General features: G+C 70.0%; 23 protein-coding genes, 1 pseudogene and 1 CRISPR repeat array. Of the genes and pseudogenes, 9 read left to right on the forward strand and 15 right to left on the reverse strand.

Annotated features, from left to right (window positions below):
• Positions 1 to 191 precede the first annotated feature (191 nt).
• The 3 genes from ACP4J0_RS23785 to ACP4J0_RS23795 all read left to right on the forward strand — a co-directional run bounded on the left by ACP4J0_RS23785 (position 192) and on the right by ACP4J0_RS23795 (position 2803).
• Positions 192 to 1355 carry a ParA family protein gene (locus ACP4J0_RS23785; protein WP_426600694.1) on the forward strand — a complete coding sequence of 388 codons (1164 nt, stop codon included), beginning with the start codon at positions 192 to 194 and terminating at the stop codon, positions 1353 to 1355.
• On the forward strand, positions 1352 to 2545 hold the full coding sequence (locus ACP4J0_RS23790) for a ParB/RepB/Spo0J family partition protein (protein ID WP_426600695.1): 1194 nt from the start codon (positions 1352 to 1354) through the stop codon (positions 2543 to 2545). Before ACP4J0_RS23785 ends, ACP4J0_RS23790 begins: the two co-directional genes overlap by 4 nt.
• A gap of 129 nt (positions 2546 to 2674) precedes the next feature.
• The gene (locus ACP4J0_RS23795; protein ID WP_426600696.1) at positions 2675 to 2803 is read left to right on the forward strand and encodes a hypothetical protein; all 129 of its coding nucleotides are present in this window, start codon (positions 2675 to 2677) and stop codon (positions 2801 to 2803) included.
• A 71-nt stretch (positions 2804 to 2874) separates the two neighbouring features.
• Here ACP4J0_RS23795 and ACP4J0_RS23800 read toward each other — a convergent pair whose 3' ends face one another.
• Complete coding sequence (locus tag ACP4J0_RS23800) at positions 2875 to 3309, reverse strand: Rrf2 family transcriptional regulator (protein WP_426600697.1); 435 nt, start codon at positions 3307 to 3309, stop codon at positions 2875 to 2877.
• Positions 3310 to 3436: 127 nt separating this feature from the next.
• Here ACP4J0_RS23800 and ACP4J0_RS23805 point away from each other — a divergent pair, with 127 nt between their 5' ends.
• The gene (locus ACP4J0_RS23805; protein WP_426600698.1) at positions 3437 to 4186 is read left to right on the forward strand and encodes an SDR family NAD(P)-dependent oxidoreductase; all 750 of its coding nucleotides are present in this window, start codon (positions 3437 to 3439) and stop codon (positions 4184 to 4186) included.
• Between the two features lie 314 nt (positions 4187 to 4500).
• On the opposite strand, the gene ACP4J0_RS23810 is transcribed toward ACP4J0_RS23805, so the two are convergent.
• Complete coding sequence (locus ACP4J0_RS23810) at positions 4501 to 5523, reverse strand: peptidoglycan-binding domain-containing protein (RefSeq protein ID WP_426600699.1); 1023 nt, start codon at positions 5521 to 5523, stop codon at positions 4501 to 4503.
• 62 nt (positions 5524 to 5585) lie between these two features.
• Positions 5586 to 6815, reverse strand: a complete 1230-nt coding sequence (locus tag ACP4J0_RS23815) for a GH25 family lysozyme (protein ID WP_426600700.1) — start codon at positions 6813 to 6815, stop codon at positions 5586 to 5588.
• Between the two features lie 209 nt (positions 6816 to 7024).
• On the opposite strand from ACP4J0_RS23815, the gene ACP4J0_RS23820 reads away from it, so the two are divergent.
• Positions 7025 to 7228 carry a hypothetical protein gene (locus ACP4J0_RS23820; RefSeq protein WP_426600701.1) on the forward strand — a complete coding sequence of 68 codons (204 nt, stop codon included), beginning with the start codon at positions 7025 to 7027 and terminating at the stop codon, positions 7226 to 7228.
• Positions 7229 to 7390: 162 nt separating this feature from the next.
• On the opposite strand, the gene ACP4J0_RS23825 is transcribed toward ACP4J0_RS23820, so the two are convergent.
• Entirely contained in the window at positions 7391 to 8398 is a 1008-nt protein-coding gene (locus ACP4J0_RS23825) for an SDR family NAD(P)-dependent oxidoreductase (RefSeq protein WP_426600702.1), read from the reverse strand.
• A gap of 147 nt (positions 8399 to 8545) precedes the next feature.
• Between ACP4J0_RS23825 and ACP4J0_RS23830 the strand changes: the two genes are divergently transcribed.
• Positions 8546 to 9412 carry a helix-turn-helix transcriptional regulator gene (locus ACP4J0_RS23830; protein WP_426600703.1) on the forward strand — a complete coding sequence of 289 codons (867 nt, stop codon included), beginning with the start codon at positions 8546 to 8548 and terminating at the stop codon, positions 9410 to 9412.
• 237 nt (positions 9413 to 9649) lie between these two features.
• Positions 9650 to 10760: pseudogene (locus ACP4J0_RS23835) on the forward strand (IS256 family transposase); the annotation flags it as partial.
• Positions 10761 to 11153: 393 nt separating this feature from the next.
• On the opposite strand, the gene ACP4J0_RS23840 reads toward ACP4J0_RS23835, so the two are convergent.
• On the reverse strand, positions 11154 to 11579 hold the full coding sequence (locus ACP4J0_RS23840; protein ID WP_426600704.1) for a hypothetical protein: 426 nt from the start codon (positions 11577 to 11579) through the stop codon (positions 11154 to 11156).
• 188 nt (positions 11580 to 11767) lie between these two features.
• On the opposite strand from ACP4J0_RS23840, the gene ACP4J0_RS23845 reads away from it, so the two are divergent.
• Together ACP4J0_RS23845 and ACP4J0_RS23850 are read left to right on the forward strand one after the other, a co-directional pair.
• On the forward strand, positions 11768 to 11935 hold the full coding sequence (locus tag ACP4J0_RS23845; RefSeq protein WP_426600705.1) for a hypothetical protein: 168 nt from the start codon (positions 11768 to 11770) through the stop codon (positions 11933 to 11935).
• A gap of 74 nt (positions 11936 to 12009) precedes the next feature.
• Entirely contained in the window at positions 12010 to 12309 is a 300-nt protein-coding gene (locus ACP4J0_RS23850; RefSeq protein ID WP_426600706.1) for a hypothetical protein, read from the forward strand.
• Positions 12310 to 12735: 426 nt separating this feature from the next.
• On the opposite strand, the gene ACP4J0_RS23855 is transcribed toward ACP4J0_RS23850, so the two are convergent.
• From ACP4J0_RS23855 to casA, 10 genes are all read right to left on the reverse strand, one after another.
• Positions 12736 to 12921, reverse strand: coding sequence for a hypothetical protein (locus ACP4J0_RS23855; protein ID WP_426600707.1), 186 nt, complete (start codon positions 12919 to 12921; stop codon positions 12736 to 12738).
• 304 nt (positions 12922 to 13225) lie between these two features.
• The gene (locus ACP4J0_RS23860) at positions 13226 to 13384 is read right to left on the reverse strand and encodes a hypothetical protein (protein ID WP_426600708.1); all 159 of its coding nucleotides are present in this window, start codon (positions 13382 to 13384) and stop codon (positions 13226 to 13228) included.
• Positions 13385 to 13540: 156 nt separating this feature from the next.
• Positions 13541 to 13855, reverse strand: a complete 315-nt coding sequence (locus ACP4J0_RS23865) for a hypothetical protein (protein ID WP_426600709.1) — start codon at positions 13853 to 13855, stop codon at positions 13541 to 13543.
• Between the two features lie 89 nt (positions 13856 to 13944).
• Positions 13945 to 15071: direct repeats of the CRISPR family, unit length 29 nt; unit sequence GGGACCATCCCCGCGGGTGCGGGGAGCAG.
• A 92-nt stretch (positions 15072 to 15163) separates the two neighbouring features.
• Entirely contained in the window at positions 15164 to 15526 is a 363-nt protein-coding gene (gene cas2e, locus ACP4J0_RS23870; RefSeq protein WP_426600710.1) for a type I-E CRISPR-associated endoribonuclease Cas2e, read from the reverse strand.
• Entirely contained in the window at positions 15523 to 16497 is a 975-nt protein-coding gene (gene cas1e / locus ACP4J0_RS23875) for a type I-E CRISPR-associated endonuclease Cas1e (protein ID WP_426600711.1), read from the reverse strand. The genes cas2e and cas1e overlap by 4 nt, the downstream gene beginning before the upstream one ends.
• A complete protein-coding gene (gene cas6e / locus ACP4J0_RS23880; protein WP_426600712.1) occupies positions 16494 to 17276 on the reverse strand; it encodes a type I-E CRISPR-associated protein Cas6/Cse3/CasE in 783 nt (260 codons plus the stop codon). Before cas6e ends, cas1e begins: the two co-directional genes overlap by 4 nt.
• Positions 17276 to 18022 (reverse strand): type I-E CRISPR-associated protein Cas5/CasD, encoded by a 747-nt coding sequence (cas5e, locus tag ACP4J0_RS23885; RefSeq protein WP_426600713.1) that lies wholly within the window; start codon positions 18020 to 18022, stop codon positions 17276 to 17278. Before cas5e ends, cas6e begins: the two co-directional genes overlap by 1 nt.
• Complete coding sequence (gene cas7e, locus ACP4J0_RS23890; RefSeq protein ID WP_426600714.1) at positions 18019 to 19215, reverse strand: type I-E CRISPR-associated protein Cas7/Cse4/CasC; 1197 nt, start codon at positions 19213 to 19215, stop codon at positions 18019 to 18021. Before cas7e ends, cas5e begins: the two co-directional genes overlap by 4 nt.
• On the reverse strand, positions 19212 to 19925 hold the full coding sequence (gene casB, locus ACP4J0_RS23895) for a type I-E CRISPR-associated protein Cse2/CasB (RefSeq protein ID WP_426600715.1): 714 nt from the start codon (positions 19923 to 19925) through the stop codon (positions 19212 to 19214). Before casB ends, cas7e begins: the two co-directional genes overlap by 4 nt.
• Positions 19922 to 21673 carry a type I-E CRISPR-associated protein Cse1/CasA gene (gene casA / locus ACP4J0_RS23900; RefSeq protein ID WP_426600716.1) on the reverse strand — a complete coding sequence of 584 codons (1752 nt, stop codon included), beginning with the start codon at positions 21671 to 21673 and terminating at the stop codon, positions 19922 to 19924. Before casA ends, casB begins: the two co-directional genes overlap by 4 nt.
• Positions 21674 to 21727 lie beyond the last annotated feature (54 nt).

Genomic DNA, 21727 nt, shown 5'->3' on the forward strand with positions numbered 1-21727 from the left:
CTTTGCCGAAGGCGTCCTGACCAGGGGTGACTGAGACGAGCGACCAGACGGTGCAAGGGGACCAGGGGCCGGTTCGCCGTGGGCGAGGTGTCTCGGACGCTCCGGTTGCTCTGGACACCCAACGGGTGAAACCCCGTCAGAAACCGCACAGCGGGTGCCAACACCCCTACACAAGTCAGTATGCTGACGTCATGGCTTTCCCATACCCCGACGGAGACCGGGAAAAGGTAGCGTCCAAGCTGCCCTCGGCGCTCCAGCAAGCACTCAAGGTTCGCGCCGCCGAGCTCAGCCTGGACATCCAGGACGCCGTCGAGGCGGCCATCAACGACTGGCGCGGCAGTACGAGCGGCGGCGCCGAAGTGGACACCGCTGGTGCGAAGTCGTTCTCCACATGGCTTCCGCCAGGGTTGTACGAGCAGTTCAAGGAGACCTGCACCGCCCGCGGCGTCTCCTACACCCAGGGCCTTGCCCAGTCGGTCCGTGACTGGCTCGACGCGAACCCCTCCCCCCGGCACGGCGCTCGCGGAACCGAGCCCGAACGGAAGATCGTCGGCAACCAGAAGGGCGGGGTCGGCAAGACGGCCATCTCCGCCGGTATCGGTGAGGCCTACGCCGAGGCGGGCAAGCGCGTCCTCGTCGTCGACTTCGACCCGCAGGGCCACCTCAGCGAACAGCTCGGAGTCCCGCAGATCGAACCCGACCACGACAGCCTGGTCTCCCACATGTGCGGCGACGGCGGAGGAGATCTGCGCGACCTCGTCGTGGAGATAGAGGATCCGCGGTTCGGAAAGCGTCTGCATGTGCTGCCCGCCTGCTTCGACGGCTTCCTCCTCGACGCGAAGATCGCCGTCGTGGCCACGCAGAAGCGCGGGTTCCAGAAGGAGGCCGCGCTCGAGCTGGCCCTGCGCCCCCTGGAAGCCGACTACGACGTCATCATCGTCGACTGCCCGCCCAGCCTCGGTATCGCCATGGACGCCGCCCTCTACTACGGGCGCCGGCGCCGAGGCGAAGCCGCCGGCGGCTCCGGGGTCGTCATCCCCGTACTCGCCGAGGACTCCTCCGCCACCGCCTACGGCATGCTCGCCCAGCAGATCGAAGACCTCTGCGAAGACCTCTCCCTCGAGATCGACTACCTCGGCCTGGTCGTCAACCTGTACGACTCCCGCCGCGGTTACGTCGCCACCTCGTCCCTGGACAACTGGAAGTCGCTCGGCGACCCGAAGGTCCTCGCCGTCATCGGTGACCTGAAGGAACAGCGCGAAGCGGTCCGCAAGCGGATGCCGCTGCTGTCCTACGCGCCCCACAGCGACCAGGCGGAAGCCATGCGGCAAGTAGCGAGGGGAGCCACCCGGTGAGCAAGGCCGACACCCTGGGATCGGCACCCGCGTTCGGCGCGGCCCGCGGCGCCCGGTCCTCCCGACGGAACCTCATCGACCAGACCATCGCAGGTGAGGAGTCGACCACGGCGGCCATCACCGAGCTGCCGGTCACCCTCATCAGCGACAACCCCGACAACCCGCGCAATCACCTGCGCAACCTCGACGACACGGTGCAGAGCGTCCGCGAGGTCGGCATCATCATCCCCATCGCCGTTGCCACGGTCGATGCCTACCTGCGCAACCGGTCGGATCGCTCCCATGACCTCGACGACGGAGCGAAGTACATCGTCGTCGACGGCCACCGGCGCCTCGAGGCCGCTCGCCGCGTCGGAATGGCCACCATCCCGGTCCGTGTCGACAACGGACGGGTCGCCACCGACGAAGCCCTCCTCGAGGCCGCGTTCGTCGCGAACTACCACCGCGACGACATGACGGACCTGGAGGAGGCCCACGCCCTCAAGGCCCTGGTCGACTACTACGGTTCCCAGACCAAGGCGGCCAAGCGGCTGGGCATCCCGCAGAACACGATCTCCAGCAAGCTGTCCCTGCTGAAGCTCACTCCCGAGCTCCAGAAGGACCTGGTGACCGGAACGCGGAAGGTGGAGCACGTCCGCAACCTCGGCAGGCTGTCCGCCGAGGAGCAGAAGGCCAAGGCCGACCAACGGGCGGAAGCGGCCCGCATCAAGGCGGAGGCCCAGGCGGCGCGCGAGGTCGTCGAGCGTTCAGCGGGACCCGCCGATTATCACGGCGTGATAATCCCGGAGGCGTCCACCGGCCCGGCTGCTCCCCCAGCCGCAGCCGCTCCCCCAGCCGCAGCTGCTCCCCCAGCCCCGGCCGCTCCCCCAGCCGCTCCCCCGGCCACTTCGCCTGCCGCTTCGCTTCGGCCCGGCCTCCCCACGTCCCCCACCGGGCGTGAGCAGGCTCCCGAGTCCATCCCGGAACCCCGCACCAGCTCGGTCGGACCCGGGACGGCGCACGCCGAAGCGGCGCAGCCGGCGCAGCCGAAGCGGCTCCCTTACGACGACGCCTTCTACTGCGTTCGCCATCTCCACCAGAAGATGAAGCACGAGACGTTCGTTCAAGGGGCCCGGATGTGGCTGGACATCCTGCGGGAGCAGTACCCGGACGAGTACGAGGCCCTGCTGGCCGAGTTGGGAGCCCGATAGCAGAGCTGCCCCATGGTCCCGATCGCCTTCCCCTGTGACAGGGGAGCGGGAGCGAGCGGGGCCTGGGGCGACTGCCGTGAAGCGGGCGGCCGGAACCCGTGGGTGGGCCGCCGCCTCCGCAGGACGGGCATGACCAGCCGGGAACTCGCCGACCTCCTCGGTGCCCACGAGAACGACATCCGGCTCGACGCACTGCCCATTACGAGCTCGTACGAGCTCGTAGGACACGGCCTGATACCGCACCGGTCTTCGGCGTGACTGGTTGCCGGGCTGCCCGCCAGCCTGGGCATGGATGGGGATTCTGGTGATGTCAGGGCATCACGGGGAGGCTAGCGAGGTGCCGCGAGTACGTCCCGGAGTACGTTCTCGAGCGTGACGCGGGCCAGCTCGTGTCTCAGGGTCTCCTCGATGCCCTCGTAGATGCTCCGCATTACCGGCTGGATGCCGTGACCCACCACGCATCCCTGGTCCGGCGTGGTGCGGTGCATCGCGAACAGCGGGCCGGGTTCCACTGCCTCGTACACGTCGAGCAGGGTCATCGAATCCCGCTCGCGTGCCAGCGACCAGCCCGCGCCCACGCCCCGCCGGGACTCCACGAGCCCGGCCCTGCGCAGCTCGCCGAGCAGCCGTCTGATCACCACCGGGTTGGTGTTCGCGCTGGTCGCGATCTGCTCGGAGGTGGCGACCTCATGGCCCTGGCGCTGGTAGAGGCCGATCCAGGCCAGCGCGTGGGCGGCGATGGTCAGCCTGCTGTTGGCGCTCATGGGCTCCTCCTCCCGGCCGCAACGCTTCATGTTACGACAGTTCAGTCGTAACAGTTAAGGTTGCAACAGGCTGTCGTAACAATTAATGTTGCGACAGCCGGGAAGGTCAATCAACGAGGTGAGAAGAATGAGCAAGCCACTCATGGGCAAGGTCGCCCTGGTCACCGGGGGATCGCGCGGACTGGGAGCCGCGACCGTACGGCTGCTGGCCGAGCAGGGCGCCGACGTCGCCTTCACCTACGTCAGCTCCGAGAAGCAGGCGCAGGCCGTCGTCGACGAGGTGCACGGCAAGGGAGCGAAGGCCGTCGCCTTCCGGTCCGACCAGGCGGACACGAGCCGGGCGGCGGCGCTGATCGACGACGTGGTCGCGCACTTCGGCGGCCTGGACATCCTCGTCAACAACGCGGCGATCTCCGTGGCCGGCACGGTGGACGACCCGGACGCCGACACCGCCGCACTGGACCGGATGCACGCCACCAACTACCTCGGCGTGATCGCCGTCATCCGGGCCGCCTCCCGAGTGCTGCGCACGGGCGGCCGCATCATCACGGTGAGTTCCGGACTGGGCTCACGGGTCGGCGCCCCCGGCCTTGCCGATTACGCGGCGACCAAGTCCGGGATCGAGAGGTACACCATGGGCGTCGCACGCGACCTCGGGCCCCGGGACATCACGGCCAACGTCGTGGAGGCCGGACTGATGGAGGGCGGCATGCAACCGCCGGACGCCGAGACCCTCGATGCCCTGGTCAGCTCGCTGTCCCTGCAACGCATGGGGCACCCCGACGAAATCGCCGCGGCGATCGCCTTCCTGGCGAGCCCCGCCGCGTCGTACGTCACGGGCGCGGTGCTGGACGCCCACGGCGGCTACAACGCCTGACCCGAACCCCTGCCGCGCGCCCCGAAGGACCTCATGCCTTCGGGGCGCGCACCGCCGACGACCCGCCGACGACCCGCCGACGACCCGCCGACGACCCGCCGACGACCCGCGACGAGGCGTACGACTCGAAGGCTGTGCGCGGTGATCTGCGACGCCGCTGCATCCGGGCGCCGAGCGGATCAACACGCTGCACGCCTTCAGGCCGCACAGGAGGCTCCCCGCCTGCGCCGGCGGCCACCGGGAGCCTCCCCTCCCTCCGCCGCCGGACCCGGGAACCGACATGCCCGGCTACAGCGGCGGGCCGCGTTCGGCGGTCAGTAGTACGTGATGTCCCAGTGGTTCGCCCGGCGCTCGTCGGCGTAGTCGACAACCGCCTTGCCGCCGGACGTCACGCGCCACACCCAGGCGCCGTCGCCGCGCTTGTGGTGCTTCTTGGCGTGGCTCTGGATGTAGTTGGTGACGCAGGGGGTGTGGCTGATGTCGATCTTGTAGCCGTTCCAGTGGCTGTACTTACCACCGGCGTGGCCGGTTTCCGTACCGCCGGTGACGACGACCTTGCAGCCGCTCTTCTTCTTCAGGGAGATGACGCCGTTGACGGTACCGACACGGATGCCCTGCAGGCTGGTGCAGTTCCTGCGGTTGCGGTCGGTGCAGTTCCCGCTGGAGACGCGGCTGATACCGGCCGCCTTCAGCTTGGCCGACGCCTGGGCGTCGCTGAGCTTTCCGCCGCCTCCGGGCGTGCCGCTCCCGCCACCGCTGCCACCTCCGCGGACGAGCGCGGCCCAAGTGGCCGGGCCGGCGATGCCGTCGGCCTTCAGGCGGTGTGCCTTCTGGAAGGCCTTGACCTTCGCTGCCGTCCCGGCACCGAAGACGCCGTCGGTGTTGACGGTGTGGCCGTTGGCGGTGAGCTGGTGCTGGAGGGCCTTGACCGCCGCTCCCTTCGAGCCGGTCTTGACGGTGACGACGAGCCGGGTCCATGTCGCCCGGCCGACGACTCCGTCGGCCTTCAGGCGCTGTGCCTTCTGGAAGGCCTTGACCTTGGCCGCAGTGCCCGCCCCGAAGACGCCGTCCGCCTTGGTCGCGTGGCCCCGGGCCGTCAGCAGCAGCTGCACGGTGGTCACGTCGACACCGCGCTGCCCCGACTTCACCGTGGGCCAGGACGCCTGAGCGGCGGCTGCGGGTGCCACGGCCGCGGGTGCCAAGGCCGTGGGTGCTACAGCCGTGGCTGCGGAGGCTGGTGCGTGGGGCGAGGCTGTCGCCGCGGCACCGGTCGAGAGGGCGGTGGTGAGCAGGGCCGCGGAGGCGATGAGACGGATCCTGTGTGTCGCGGTACGCATGGTGTGCTTGTGCTTCCTTACGTTATGGACGAAGTTTTTCCGGTAGTGCGTGGCTGAGGGCTTCATCGGGCCACCAGGGCAGCCCAGGTGGCCGGGCCGACGATGCCGTCGGCAGGCAGGCGGTGTGCCTTCTGGAAGGCCCTGACCGCGGTGGTGGTTGCCGCGCCGAAGCTGCCGTCGGTGTTGACGGTGTGGCCGTTGGCGGTGAGCTGGTGCTGGAGGGCCTTGACCGCCGCGCCCTTCGAGCCGGTCTTGACGGTGACGACGAGCCGGGTCCATGTCGCCCGGCCGACGACACCGTCGGCCTTCAGGCGCTGTGCCTTCTGGAAGGCCTTGACCTTCGCCGCAGTCCCCGCCCCGAAGACGCCGTCCGCCTTGGTCGCGTGGCCCCGGGCCGTCAACAGCAGCTGCACGGTGGTCACGTCGACACCGCGCTGCCCCGACTTCACCGTGGGCCAGGACGTCTCCGGCTGAGGGGGAGTCGGCGTGCTGCCGAGGTTGGCCATGGCGCGCAGCTGGGCGAGGGTGCCGCGGTAGACGTTGCGGTCGGCGGTGCCCACGGTGTTCCTGGCGCCGGGCATGCCGGGGACGCGCTCGCTCTCGGTGTACTGCCAGAACGTCCAGGAGCCGGCTCCCGGCACGGGCTGCGGTTCGCGGGCGCCACTGCCGTAGCGGGCGAGCCACAGCGGATAGTCCTTGAAGACCTGCCCCTTGCCCCCCATGCAGTCGTTCACGAACGAGGCGCGGGTGTAGACGATGGGCGTCACCTTGAACGCCGTCTTCACCCGCTTCAGGAAGACGTCGAGCTGGCCGGCGCGCAGGGCCTTGGGGCACACCTCCTTCCCGTTCACCCACACGCTCTCGACGTCGAGCACCGGGGGCAGTTCTCCCGCCTTCGTCCCGCTGTATCCGGCGGCGCGTGCGGTGCGGATGAAGTGGTCGGCCTGGGCGGCGCCGTCCCGGGGGCTCTTCGGGTCGAAGAAGTGGTACGGGGCCCGCAGCAGCGGCGTCGCGGAAACGGCCTTGAAGTCACGTGCGAACCAGGGGTCCTTGTAGCGGGAGCCCTGCGTCGCCTTCAGGAAGGCGAATGCGTTCTTCTGGGCGACACGTTTCCAGTCGATGCCCTTCCCCGTCGCGTCGTGGTTGTGGTGGCTGGTGTCGACGCCCTTGACGGTGTACGAGCTCGGCGGCGCGGCGGCGCTCTGGGGCGCGGTGGTCAGCAGCGCGCCGCTCGTGAGGGAGGCGGTGGCGATACCGATCGCTGCCAGCCGCAGGGCGCGTGAAGGGCGCATGGACACAGGCGGATCTCCTTCGAGAGGCCATGAAGGCGCGGAAAGAAGTGGTCGAACGACCGAGTGGGGGATGGCTCAACCCTGCCCCGACTTCCGGGGCGGCTCCTGCACTTCCGGCCGGTCAGCTGATTCATTCATGGATGACGCCTTATGCACGTCGCTGACCTGCGGCTATGCGCGGGCAAGCAAGGGACGGTGCATTAATGGGCGTGGAGTGTGACCAACACGCGAACGCGGCACGACACGAACCCGGGGCGCTGCTGCGCCATGTCGGAGCGGCGTTGCGACGGCTGGCTTCCGTACCGGAATGCGCGGACGACGCGGAGCGGCTCAACCGCGTGGCCGGCCACGCGGCAGCCGCCGCGGAACTCCTCGTGACCGCCCGGCAGGACAGTGGCGGGGCCGCCTCATGACCGTCACGCTCGGAGAGCTCTACGAGGCCCTCCACCACCGCCTCGAACGGGCCGCGTCCGTGAGTTTCCCCGGAGACGACCCCTTCGCACACGCCCTCGCGCTCAGACAGGCCGGCAGGCACACCGGTCGGGCACGTGCAGCTCTCTTGCTCAGCCGGAAGGTCAGGACGCTGGCGTTGTCCTGGTCACGTCGCCTGTCCTGGTCATGTCGCCTGTCCCGGTCACGTCGCCCGGGAACGTGTCCGCCCTGGCTGCGTGTGCCGCGGTGAACCGCTCGGCGGCCTCCCAGAGCTCGCCTTCGCGCTGCGGGTCGTAGGACTCCCGCGACGAGCGGGCCGCACGGCTGCGGTCGACGTAGGAGCCGGTCGGTGCGTGGATCGTGCCGAGGACGACGTCGGCGAGGCAGCGGCCCGCGGCGCTGCGGCTGGTGGCGAACGGGGTGAGGGTCATCACCGGCATGATGCGGCGCATCGCGAACCGGGAGACGGGTCCTGCGTTGCGGGCGAGGCCGGTGCCGGGCACGAACCCCGGGTTGTAGGCGACGGCGTCGATCCCGGCCGGCAGCCGGCGCGCGTACTCGTGAACCAGGTAGATCGTGGCCAGCTTGCTCGTCGAGTACGCGGTACGCCCGCCGGCCGCGGTGTCCGGCTTGGGGAAGGCGCCCGTGCGGGCGAGGACGTCCGGGGTCGTCCAGGCCGGGCCGGGCACCATGCCCATGTTGTGCTTGAAGTCGCCGAAGTGGGTGTCGCTGGCGGTGATCACGATCCGGGCGGGAGCGGTGAAACGGTCCTGGAGCAGTCGGACGAACAGGTGGTTGGCGAGCACGTTGACGGCGAAGGTGGCCTCGAACCCGTCGGGTCCCTCGGTCAGCGCGTTCGTGTACTGCATGCCGGCGTTGCCCACGAAGCCGCGCAGCGGCGGCAGGTCGGCGCGGTCGAGCCGGTCGCGGATCTCGTCGGCGGCCGAGCGGACGGCGGCCAGCGAGCCGAGGTCCGCCGGGACGTGCGAGACCGGGTGCCCGCCCGCGCCGAGCTCCGCGGCGAGCCGCGCGCCGGAGGAGCCGCGGGCCACGACCAGGAGGTGCGCGTCCGGCGACCGGCGCAGGATGTGCTCCGCGGCGACGCGGCCGATCCCGCGGCTCGCGCCCGTCATCACGATGGTGTGCTGCATGGAAGGCTCCTCAACTGGTCAGACGATGGGCCCGGCTCGGGCACATCGCCACGTTCGCCGGTGGCGCCACCGCCGGCCAGTGCCGTCCCCGTCACTAGGACTGGCAGTACCCAGGCTCATCCGGCGCCGCGCGGCGAGAATGACCCCATGGCCTCCCCCCGCTCCGATTTCGCCGCCCTCCTGCGCGCCTGGCGCGACCGGCTGTCCCCGGCCGACGTCGGCTTCACGACGACGGACGGCCGTCGTGCCCCGGGACTGCGCCGTGAGGAGCTCGCACAGCTGGCCGGGCTCTCCGTCGACTACGTCCTGCGCCTGGAACAGGGACGCGCGAAGCATCCCTCGGCCCAGGTCGTCGGCGCCCTCGGCCGGGCCCTTCAGCTCTCCCGCGCCGAGCGCGACCAGCTGTACCGGAGCGCCGGGCTCCTGCCGCCCCAGGACGGGACGGTCAGCACCCATGTGCCCCCGGGCATCCAACGGCTCGCCGCGCGCCTGGGCGACGTACCGATCGGGGTGTTCACCGCCGACTGGACCCTGGTGTGGTGGAACACCACGTGGAGCGCCCTGCACGGCGACCCCGCCGCCCTCCCGGCCGCCGAACGGAACCTCGCCCGTGCACTCTTCGGCGACGGCGCCGCACACGCCTCGATGCTTCCCGTCCGATCCGAGCGCGGACAGGACGCCTTCGCGGAGTCGATCGTCGCCGACCTCAAGGACGCCGTGTCCCGCTATCCCCGGGACACCCAGCTCGATCGTCTCGTGCGGGAACTGCGAGAAGTATCCGATGCGTTCGCCCAGTACTGGGCCACGCAGACGGCCGCCGCCCAGCACACGACGGACCGCAAGACGATCCGGCATCCGGAGATCGGCGACATCCTGCTCGACTGCGACGTCCTCATCGTCCCCGGCGCAGACCTGCGCATGGTCACCTACACGGCAGCGAGCGGAAGCATCGACGCGGGGAAACTAGACCTTCTTCGCGTCACAGGCGGCCGTACCGCCACCGCGCACCCCTGACCGGCGGCTGCTGGGCGGACTCGCCACGCCGGACGGGCGACCTCACCGCTGACGCCGACTGCTCCGGCGTTCCACCGAGTGGGGAGTTTCAGCGAACAGCTCGCCGATCGTAGGCCGGGCTCGAGCAAAGCTCAAGACCTGTGGATCATCTCGGGGAGGACGTACCTTCCCGTGTGATTGATCGATAGGTCACCGAGCAAGACCGGTGTTCGCAGCACCGGCCGGGAAGGCACGTCCGTGCTCAGCGTAGTGAACGACGACGGCACCACCACCAACGGCTCCTTCCTGATCGACGAGATCGTCCGGGAGGGTGCGAGAAGGATGCTGGCCACCGCATTGGAGGCCGAAGTCAACACCTACATAGCCGAGTTGGCTGATGAGCGCGACCACAAGGGGCACCGCCTGGTGGTCCGAAACGGCTATCACCAGCCCAGACAGGTCACCACCGCGGCCAGCGCGGTCGAGGTGAAGGCGCCGCGGGTCAACGATAAGCGCGTCGATGAGGCCACGGGCGAGCGCAAGCGGTTCTCCTCCGCGATCCTGCCGCCGCCCTGGTGCCGCAAGAGCCCGAAGATCAGCGAGGTTCTTCCGCTGCTCTACTTGCACGGCCTGTCCTCGGGCGATTTCGTACCCGCGCTGGAACAATTCCTTGAAAGCTCGGCCGGACAGTCCCCTGCCACGGTCGCCCGGCTGACCCAGCAATGGCAGGCCGACCACGCCGCCTTCATGGACCGCGACCTGACGGAGCTACCGTGAATCGGGTGAGTCATGGGCGGACCTGTTGTGCGACTGCGCCCGCCGGGGAATGCGTGCCCCGGTCCTGGCGGTCGGCGATGGGGCTCTCGGCTTCTGGAAGGCTTTGTCCGAGGTCTTCCCCGCCTCCCGGCATCAGAGGTGCTGGGTTCACAAAACGGCCAACGTGCTCAACGCTCTGCCGAAGTCGGCCCAGCCCGGCGCCCGCAAGGCACTTCAGGACATCTACAACGCCGAGGACCTCGACCTCGCAGCCAAGGCGATCAAGAATTTCGCCCAGCTCTATGGCACGAAGTTCCCCAAGGCCGTCAAGAAGATCACCGACGACGAGGCCGAGCTGCTGGCCTTCTACGACTTCTCTGCCGAGCACTGGATCCATCTGCGGATGACCAACCCGATCGAGTCCACCTTCGCCACCGTCCGCCTGCGCACCAAGGTCACTCGCGGGGCCGGCTCCCGCACCGCCGCCCTGGCCATGGTCTTCAAGCTCGTCGAGTCCGCTCAGCAGCGGTGGCGAGCCGTGAACGCACCCCACCTCGTCGCCCTCGTCCGTGCCGGGGCCCGCTTCGAACGCGGACAACTGGTCGAGCCCCCGCCACCGTCGCGGCATAGGGTCTGGTGCACCATGACCGACCGCCACACCTACGGCACCAGCACCCACACCGCCGACGAGCTGACCCGGCTCGTCAGCGACCGCCTCGGGCTGGTCTTCACCGAGCGCGACAGCGACTACCGGGGCGTCTACCATCTCGCCAGCAGCCCTAACGGACGGATCGAGATCCAGCCCAACCCCATCCCCGGCGACGACGGCGAAGACGACCTCTACGCTCCGGAACACTCGTCGGCCCAGGTGCTGTTGCTCACCACCACCCCGACCCCGGACCCCGCCCTGCACGCCCGCCTGGGCTCCCTCGAAGGGCTCATCCACCTGAACCACGAGACTGCGTGAACAGCTACTGATCCACAGCTTTTGACAATTGCTCGACTACTACCAGTCGCGGGAGGGCTTGTCGGCCGCGTCCCGGAAGACGTTGATGAGGTGGTCCGGCATCCGATAGCCGACCACCCTTCCGAAGCCGGGGCCCTGCGCTTGGATAGGCGGCTCCATACTTGTCGGCCACCAGCCTTCTCGTGCTCCGCGATCGAGGATGCGCTTCAAGGGCGCGGCATGGCCGCGGAGGCTGCTGTTCTCTTCGTCGCGGAGGTCGTCAGCGCCGACAAACCCGTTGGGTCGGTTTGCGGCCTCCTTCAGGATCCGTCGGGCCCGACTTGGGAGTGCCAGGTAGTAGCGCTCGGCTCGTTCGGGCGTCCACGTGTTGTCGACCTCGACTTGGCTGGCGTGCTCGGCAAGGAGGGCGAGGAGCCGGCCCTGGAAGTCTTCGGTGGGTTGGTCGATCGTCACGGTAATGCGCATGCGGCCTCCCGTAGCAACAGAAGTGAATAGACATCAGGCTTACGCATAGAGAATCCCGCGCGCGCTCGTTCGTCAAGCATCTATTCACGTCTATTTACCCCAGGGAGTACCCGACTCGGGGATGGTGCCGCTTGGTCAGCCCGGCCGGACTGTACGTGCTGCTCTAACCGCCTGGTCGTTGAGTCAGCATGGACAGAGAGCAGCGCCGCCATCTCCTTGGTGACGAGGCCATCGCCCACATCCACCGGCGCGTCGCCGAGGCTCCGCAGCCGAGCGAAGAGCTCGTTGCCAAGCTGCGCCGCATCCTGACGCGGCCGGCCGGCCGGACCGATCCCGTCACCCCTCGCCCGAACTGACCGCACTCCAGCTTCCAGACACGGGGGACCGCATACGCATGACGAGCAGGATGACGAGCTGCCATCATCGGCCGATGGAGTACTTCACCCTGGCGGCGAAGCCAACGAGTAACAACCCTGCAGCCGTTGAAGCGGCCCTGCGCCGCGCCTGGAACGCGTGCGCCGAGACGGCCTGCCCCAAGTGCCGTGTTCCAGCCTGGCAGTACTGCCGGGACCGCACCGCGGGCGTCCACTACGTGACCCGCTTCCACCGGCCCCGCCAGGACGCGGCCGGCGTCCCCCAGATTCTGCCGCTGGTAGGGGTCCACGGGCTGAGCTGGGCCAAGGGCAAGGGTGGTTTCCGGTGGGACGACCGGCACGTGCCCACGGTGTGACTGGCCGCGGGCCTATCAAGCCTGGTGCATATCTGCGCCAGGCTGATCAGCGATAAGCTGGGTCCGCGACGGCGCATTCTTCCGCGCCCTCACCTCCGCCGACACCTTCCAGAACCGTGCCACGGCCGCCGTGCGCGGGGACCACGTCACAGGCGACCCATCAACGACTGGGTCCGCAGCCGCGCCCACAAGGCCGGCCTGCCGAACTGGACTGCGGTGACCGCCCATGGGCTGCGCCGCGGCGGCGCCCAGGCCATCGCCGACGCTGGCGGGGACCCGACGAAACAGGGACGGTGGGCGGCGGGCTCCTCCGTAGGGAAAAGGAGTACCTGGACCGGGCCCAGTCGCGGGCGGAGAACCCGTGGCTGAAGGTCCAGGCGAAGCGTCGCAGCGACGACTGAACCTCCAGCCACGTGCCCCCGTGTGTCAGTACCGGGTCTGCACCCAGACGACGAGCAGGCTCACGGCGCCGCTGCCGACGCCGTAGGCCAGGCCGCGGGCGAGGTGCTGCCGGATCTGCCATTCCCGCATCCGCCGGCGGACCCGCTGCTTGCGGGTCTCCGGCTCGTCGGGCGTGTTGCCGGTGTCCTTCGTCTTGCTACCGTCACTCATGACGGATCTCCTCAGCACTCGTGGGGATCAATCCGCGTGATGGGGCTTCCACCCGATGCCTGGCCAGGCTCGTCCGGGTGCGGGGCCCTCTTCACGGTCGGGCCGACTGCCCGACGCCCTCACTCTGTACGCCGACGACCAACGCAAGCAAGAGCCCTTGTTCCAGGCTGAGTTAACGAGAGCCGCAGGTCAGCGCTGCTGCGCGACGTGAACCTTGTGGGGGTGGAGCAATGTTGGTTCTCAACTTTCTGATTCCGCTCAGAGCCTGCTGATCTAGAAGATACGACCCTGCTGTAGTCGGGGGTCAGGCGTTTGGCGTGTCCCAGAATCCGGTGTGGGCGATGGTGTCCGCGGTGACGGGCGGGGTGCGCTGGGCGAGAAGCGGGTTGGTGGCGCAGGTCTGCTGGATGAGCAGGCTGGGGTAGCGGGAGGTGATGGGCCGGCCGCCTTGCCCGAGGATCAACGCGTGGATGCCGTCGGCGGGGCGTGGGCGTTTGGGTAGGTAGTGGTGGAGGGCGGCGACGGTGAGGGGTTCGAGGACGAACTTCTTGCCGACGTTCTCGAAGTCGTCGAGGGCGCGGACGTCCCAGGTGCCTTCGGCGGTGTTCTCGTGAAGGTGTCACATGTCGAGGCGGACGATTTCTCCGGGGCGCAGGCCTTCGAGAAGGAGGTAGCCGATGAGGCGGTCGCGGAGGTAGTGGCGGGCTTGGTCGGGGCCCCAGCCGCCGAGGCAGGTGAAGAAGGTGACGCGTTCCATGGGGGTGAGGCGGCGGGGTGGTTCGGCGTCGCGGTCGACTCCGGAGCGGATGAGGTTGAGTTCCCCTGCAAGGGCGCGAAGTCGGAGGGGCAACCCCGCGGGTGCGGGGAGCAGGGTGGCAACGGAGTCGAGTTCGACCCCGCCCAGGGCCATCCCCGCGGGTGCGGGGAGCAGCACGCTCCGACCACCCCGACATCCGGGGGCCATCCCCGCGGGTGCGGGTGCGGGGAGCAGTGCTTGAGGACCGGGGAGTCGAGCCACTCACCGGGACCATCCCCGCGGGTGCGGGGAGCAGGTCATGGAGGCGCAGCCCATGACGTTGTACGCGGGACCATCCCCGCGGGTGCGGGGAGCAGATCGGCATGAGGGGCCGCCACGCGGTGCCGTTGGGACCATCCCCGCGGGTGCGGGGAGCAGGCCGCGTCCACGCACACCGGTCTGGTGGACTCGGGACCATCCCCGCGGGTGCGGGGAGCAGGCCGCGCGAGCCCGCCGGGCGATCGAACGCAGGGGACCATCCCCGCGGGTGCGGGGAGCAGTCAGAAGCGGCTCGGGATTAGGCCCCCGGGCCGGGACCATCCCCGCGGGTGCGGGGAGCAGTCCTCGAAGTCGTCCGCGTCCACGCGGCCCTCGGGACCATCCCCGCGGGTGCGGGGAGCAGAGAGCCGCGTGCAATTCGCCGACCTGCCCGCGGGGACCATCCCCGCGGGTGCGGGGAGCAGGAGGCGGCGGCGGAGGCCGTCGTGCACGACCTGGGACCATCCCCGCGGGTGCGGGGAGCAGCGACCCAGCTCTCCCAAGGTCACCGGCTCATCGGGACCATCCCCGCGGGTGCGGGGAGCAGGCCCAGGCCATCGGCGCCGTCGAAGTCACCAGGGGACCATCCCCGCGGGTGCGGGGAGCAGCTTGCCGGGCCCTGGTCGAAGCCGCGACTCCTGGGACCATCCCCGCGGGTGCGGGGAGCAGCCCGGTCTTGTGTACGACAACGCGGCCGGCCTGGGACCATCCCCGCGGGTGCGGGGAGCAGTTCTGGACATCAGCCGCGGTGCGGCGCCTGCCGGGACCATCCCCGCGGGTGCGGGGAGCAGTCGATCAGCGCGCGCCCGTTCTCCCGCTTCTTGGGACCATCCCCGCGGGTGCGGGGAGCAGGTCGGGGCGGCCCCAGGGGCATTCGGGGGTGCGGGACCATCCCCGCGGGTGCGGGGAGCAGCCGGCAGCGGTCCGAGCAGTACACCTTGGGGCGGGACCATCCCCGCGGGTGCGGGGAGCAGGCGCTGCCAGTGCGGAGGTGCCGCGTGAACGAGGGACCATCCCCGCGGGTGCGGGGAGCAGCGCCGCGTGAGCACCGTAGTCGCGCTCGCCGTGGGACCATCCCCGCGGGTGCGGGGAGCAGACTGTTTAACCTGCTGTTTTATTGGGGCTGTAGGCAGTTTCCGAGCACTTTCTTCGGTTCCGGCGAATAGGGCATATAGGGCTCGATGTCCATCAGCCTCTTCCGAAGCGTCGACGTTTGGCAGCCCTGCTCCAGCCAGATGGTGGCCCGTTCTGAGGAGCTGGGCCGGGAGCGGATGCGTTCGGGTCGGGTCGGTGGATCAGGGTGATGCCTTCGTGGTCGGTCGGGTGCCATGCGTGGTCGTGGGTGCGGAAGGTGAAGCCCTGCTCGTTGTTCGTGGTGTGGGCCAGTAGAGCGCGGCCCTGACCCGCGTATTGCTGGACCTCTTCCCAGAGTGCGTCGCGGACCCGGGCCGAGGGGGTGCCCACGAATACGCCTGCGGAGATCTCCAGTAGCCAGCGCGTGAGAAAGCCGCGTAGTCCGGCAGGGCAGTTGGTGAGGACGATGACGGTCACCAGAACTCGTCTCCGTAGCCCTCGGGGCCGTCGTAGTTGATGCCGGAGGCGACCTGGTGGCCGCGGTCGGTGTGGAGCGTGACCACGTCCCGGTCGCCGTCGCCGCCATGGTCGGTGGAGCCGGCCGTTTCCGGGAGTAGGAGTTGTTTGATGTCGTCGACGCATCGGTTCAGCAGGGATGTTTCGTTGATGCGGTCCCGTAGTGCGCGGCGGGTGCGAGAGCCGACGTCGTCCTCGTCCTGTGCGGCCACGTCGAAGGCGAGCGGGATGCCGATCTCCGTCTTGTAGAGGTCGGCGACGTCCAGGACGAAGGACAGTTCGTGGCCGGAGTGGATGAAACCGAGGGCCGGGCTGCAACCCAGGGAGGTGACGACGGCGTGGGCGATGCCGTACATGCATTGGGCGGCGGCGGTGATGGCCTGGTTGACGGCGTCTCCGCTGGTGAAGTCGCCGGGGGTGTAGCGGCGGCCCCGCCAGGGGACGCCGGTGCGGTCGGCCTCGGCCCGATAGCAGTCCTTGACCCGTCTTCCCTCGCGGCCGAGGAGTTCGTGACGGGTGAGGCCTGCAGGGTCCTCGTCCGGGAAGCGCAGCCGGTACATCGCCCGCGCCACGGCGAGGCGGCTGCGTGGGTTGGCCCACTGGCGGGCTTGGGCCTCCATGAGGGCGGAGGAGCGGCTGAGGGCGCGGCCGGAGGCGTAGTAGCGCACGCCGTGTTCGCCGACCCAGCAGACTGCCGCGCCGGTCTCGCCGAGCACGCTCATGGCCTGGTGGGTGACGCGTGTTCCGGGGCCGAGGAGAAGGGTGCCGATGGTGGCCGAGGGGATGTGGATGGTGCCTTCCGCGTCCTGGGCCGTGATGGCGTTGGCGTCGCGGTGGACCGTGCAGCGTTCCAGGTATACGAAGGAGAGACGTTCGCCGGTACGGGTGAGCTGCCTGGGAGTGAGTGCCGGGCGCCGGGAGACCGTGCTCATGGGCGCGTTGGCTGGGCTACGGGGGCGAGGGTGATGAGTCCGCAGCCGTAGGCCCGGGCCCGGCCGATGCCCTGGGTGAGGGTGCGGCGCAGTGCGGCGGGGTCGGTGACCTCCAGCCGTCCTTCGAAGGTGACGGTGACGACGGTGACCGGTTTGGTCCGACGGCCGGCGGAGCCGCGGGACTTGTCGAAGGCGAGTGACCGCGTGTCCTGTATGGCCAGTTCGTACCGGTCGCCGGGGTGGGGCCGCTTGTGGTGGGCGGTGCCCTCGGGCAGGAGGCGTCGGTCTGCCGGTTTCTCGCAGATGCGGAAGCCGAGGCGTTTCTGGCGTTCCTCGTCGAGCAGCCAGCCCATCTGGTGGACGGGTGTGAGGTGGGCGGTGAGCTTGCGGGGTTCGCCCTCTTTGCGGCGGATGGTGTGCACCGGGTTCGCGGTCAGACGGAACGCCCAGCGGTCACCGGCGGCCAGCCGGTCGAGCAGCGGGGTGTAGGGCCGGGTCTGCCAGCCGGGGTTCTCGGGGCCGGCGACGGCGGGCCATCCGGCCTGCTCGACCAGGTGTGTCAGGTCGGGGCGGTCGGGGCTGACGACGTACAGCAGCACCTCGGCGCGGGCCCGCTGGTCCAGACGCCACAGCACGCGCGGTGCATCGGGCTGTGGGCTGTCGGACGGCAGGAGGTGAGGGAAGGACGACATGACAGCCGCGTGCATGGCTTGGGGCGAGGACAACAGGCGGCGAGCGCCGGGCCGCGCGGTGTTGACGCGGAAGCGGGAGAGGAACATCAGGCGCTCTCATTCTCCAGAACGTCGAGGGCTGCGAACGGATCGTGCGTGTTTTGAAAACTGCCGCCCTCCGCGGGGATCGGAGCGGGTACGACGGCGGTGACGACCGTGCGCAGCGCGTGCCGCCGGTGGGCGGCGTCGAAGCTGAGCGGCTGGTCGCGCAGGACGTCGGCCGTCTTGGCGGACTCGTCGTCGGCGTTGGCCTCGCGCAGTACGGTCAGGCTCTGTGGGGTCCGATGGCGTCTGCGGTACCAGGCGGAGGCCTGCCACGGCACACTCGCCAGTACGTCCTCGAGGTGCGCGTCCGAGTGCAGTCCGAGGCCGACCGGTTCCGCGGGCGGACACGAACGCCGGCCGAGGTACGGCGGATAGACGGGGACGCGAAGGGCGTCGTACAGGCCGGTGATCAGGGCGTCATCGCCCTCGACAGCGGCAACGAAGACGGCGTCGGCGAGGTAGAACCGCTCGGAGAGCGGCATGGACGCCCCGGTGACGCCGTGGTGGGCGGTGTGGAAGTCCCGGATACGGGTGCCTGGTTGGTCGATGCGGACGCCGAACCGCAACGCCGCCAAGGGGGCGAGGCCGGCGTCGTCGCCGCGTTCGATGCCGGCCGCCGCGGCGAGCAGGCCGATGACACCGCTCTTCGTCGGGGCCGATTCCGTGGTGCGGCGGGTGAAGCGGGAGGAGGCCCCCCAGGACTGCAGGGGGCCTGCCAGGCGAAGGACGAGCACGCTCGGGCGGCTCATGCGGGCTTCTCCAGGCGTTCGGTGACGGCCTGTCCGACGGCGGCTGCGAGTTCGCGCAGCGTGCCGGTCTCGGTGCCGAGATCCGCGAGCTTCTGTGTGGCGGGGCCGACGCGCAGGACCCAGGTGAGGGTGGTCTCGGGGTCGCCGTAGGCGCGCTCGACGTCGAAGGCGTAGGCGGCGAGCCGGTCGGAGGCCTCGCGCATGTGCCCGCCGCCGTCGCTGCGGACCGGGTCCTCGAAGGCGGCGACGTAACTGATGGGCCGGGTGGTGCGGAGTTTGACGACGACGGCGTCGGGCTCGGTGTGGTGGCCGAAGGTGTTGATCTTTCCGGTGGGCAGGGAGTCGACGAAGGCCTGTACGAACGCCTCGACGGCTCGGCGTACCGGCTCGGCGCGCGGTTCGTCGTCGCGCAGGCCCTGACCGAGGTTGTCGGCGAGAAGGTGCACGCCGAGGGCGGCGTAACGGTAGAGAGTAGCCGAGTTGAAGTCGACGGTGCCGATCATTCCGGCGCCGGTCTCCTCGTCGGTGTTCTCGTCGTCGACGGCCGTGTAGTAGTCGGACTCGTTGTCGACCCGGTGGACGCTGAGGGCGTGCGCGACCTGCACGGCGGCGTCGACGTTGATGTCGGCGACGTCGGCGACCATCCGGCCGAACAGGGCGATGTCCACGGAGTGACGGGTGTCCGCGAGCTCCTTGGCCCGGGCCTTGTTCTCCTTGGTCTTCAGGAACGCCGTGATGTCGGCGGCGCCTTCCAGCGCGAGGCGGGCCAGGCCGTCGAGCTGCCGGGAGCTGAGAAAGACCAGGTACTTGCTCTCCGGGGCGGGAGCGGAGCCGCCGTCCTTCTTCGCCTGGTCCGCCTTCCGCTTGGGGACCTCGGTCTTGAAGCCCGCGGCCCTGACCGTCTCGTCGGCAAGCTTCAGTGCCGTCTCCCGCTCGACAGCCGCGTCGAGCCCGGTGATCCGGTCGGCCAGGAGCTCCACGACCTTCTTCGTCCGCACGCCCAGCTCGGCGGGGTCGAGCAGGTGCTCGTCCTTGAAACAGGTGCGGATGGCCCGCTTCCACGCCTGGCTGGAGACACGAGCACGCGGGACTCCGCCGTAGACGGCCGTCTTGGGCGCGCCCGTGTCGTCCCGGTTGAGGTTGCTGGGCGGGACGGTCTGCAGAGCGTGCACGTCCAGGAAGATGCGGTTCACGAGGCGTCCTTGTCGATGTCCGGGGTGGTGTTCTCGGCGGAGGCCGGGGCGGTGGTCTGGTCGGAGGTCGGCCGGGCCCGCCACTGCTCGTGGAAGGAGCGGCCCCACCGGCGGCGCACCGCGGCGGGCCCGTCGGGCCACTGCCAGAGGTAGAGCTGGCCGGCGAGGAGCGCGTAGTCAAGCGGGACGTCGTCGCGGCGCAGCAGGGCGACGATGTCGCGCAGCCGCTGGGTGAGCGTGACCATGTCGGGGGCTGTGCCCGCGCGGACCAAGCGCTTGCGGACGGGAGCGTCGGTGCCGTCGGCCGGCATCACGCGCCGCACCGCCGCGCCCAGGCCGCCCGGCCGCTCACGGGTGTGCCGGCGGTGCATGGGGGCGCCGCGGGACTGCTGGTGGAACGCCCACAGGGTGAGGGCCGCGTGCAGTGCGTTCTCGGCACGCAGCAGCTCTTGCTCGCTCAGCGGCCCTGTTCCCGCGGCCGGAGTGTGAAGCGGATCGGTGTCGATCAGGCTCCACAGGTCGGGGGTCTCGCCCGCCTCACGGCCGGCACCGCGGCGCAGTCGGGCGAGAGCGCCGACGGCGTGGGACCTGTCCTTGAGGTATCCCTCCTGCCAGGAGCCGATGTGCGCGGCGGCGAGATCCGCGACCTGCTGCTGAACCGGGACTGCAGCGGGCGGGGCTGATGCGGATGCGGTCGTGGTCGTGGTCATACGTGCACCTCCGGGTCGGTCGCGGCCTGTTCGGTTCCCGTCGGGCCGGTGGGAACCGGGCCGGGCGGGCCGCCGTGGGCAGAGGCGGTGGAACTCCCGTCGGAGCCCGGGGGGCCGGGAGCGTCTGGGTTTCCCAGCGCCCTGGCCAGCCGCCCCCGGAACCACACGTCGGCCAGGCCCGCGTTCAGCCAGTGGGTGCCGCCCTTGTTGTCGGTGTGGATCCGCCCTTCCCAGGCCGCGTCACCCGCGGCGGCGATGAGACGGTCACCCAGACGGCCCGCCGTCTGCCGTACCCGGCGCTGCCACGTGTGCCGGTGCTCGAAGGGATCGGGAGCCTCCGCCATGGCGGACAGCCAGCCGCGGTACGGATGGTCCAACGCGTCGAATCCCTCGGCACGAGCGGCGGCCTTCGGTCCCTCCTGCTCGGATCCGGTCGCCCGGGCCAGATCGGCCGCGAGATCTCCCAGGACCCGCACCGCCCGGTCGGCGTCCTCGGCGGCGGCGATGGCCTGCCGGGCGTAGGCGGGATCCTGGCCGTGCAGCAGGACGACGGGCATCTCCAGGCGGTCGTCGATCACCTCGTCGACCACGGACTGCTGGGTCCCGTACCGGACACCCACCACCCGGGTGCGGACGAGAAAACGAGGGGAGAGGTGGCGCTCGGTCACCAGCCGCGCGACCCACTCGAGGATTCGCGGCCGCAGCCGTGAGGGTCCCTCGGTACCGCCGGCCTCCTCCAGCCGGTCGGCGAGGAGCGCGGCGATGCCCCGCCAGGCCGAGCGGGCCGGGTCGTGTTCCAGCGGCAGAAACACGGGGGACTGCCCCAGCTTCCTCTCCTGCGCGGGGCTGCGCCGCCACGCAGTCATCGGCTCGCTGCCGTGCTTGTTCCGGGAGACGAGCGGATCTCCGTAGCCGAGGACGACACCGTGCACGCCGTCCGCGTCGTGGTGCAGACGCACCCGGCGCGACTGCCAGGTGTACAGGTCGCGCAGACCGGCTGCGGATCGCTCGTCGGAGCCCGGCCCGCAGGGCTCACGGCGCCAGGCCGGCCGGTCGTCGGGGGCGAAGCCGAGGCCTTCGGTGTCCGCCGCCACGAGGTTGAGCAGCAGGGTTTCGCGCAGGGTGCTGCCCTCCACGAAGACGCCGCCCAGGCCTCCCGCCCAGCCTGTGCCGAGCGGGTACACCTTGCCGCCCTTGACCCGGTCGTCGCCGACCATGCCGGTCTTGATGCCGGAGGTGTCGTAGGCGTGGACGTGGACGACCCAACGGGCGGCCTCGGCGAAGGTCAGCCGTTTCACGTCCGGCATTCGTGCGCTGAAGAACGGCTCCCCGGCAGGCACGTCGGCCACGATGCGGTTGAGCGAGAACACCTCGTCCTTCGCCGTGCGCAGCCCGGCGGCCTGCAGGAACGGCGCGGCCGGGTGCAGAAGGTCGAACCGCTCGCGCTGCTCCTCGAGATACGCCTGGACCGGACCGAAGCAGTCCGGGTCCTCCCACAACTCCGCCCACTCATCGATGTCGCCGGGGCCGTCCAGAGCGTCATGCGCGACGGCCAGGAGGAGACGGACCAGGGAGAACTCCTGGGTGGCCAGTTCACCCACTACACACCGCAGATCACCAGCCTGGGCGAAGACCTGCCGGAGCGACAGCTCGTCCTGGGAGCCGTCGCACCGCAGCACGCCGATCCATGGCCGACTGGTCAGATCGAAGGACAACACATTCAGGTTGCCGGAAGTGGTTTCAGGCACGATTCCCCTCAAGACCGCTGCTCGACTCCAACGAGGACAACAGCTTGCCAGGCA

The sequence above is a fragment of the Streptomyces sp. WG7 genome (genome assembly GCF_049975785.1).
Classification (GTDB): Bacteria; Actinomycetota; Actinomycetes; order Streptomycetales; family Streptomycetaceae; genus Streptomyces.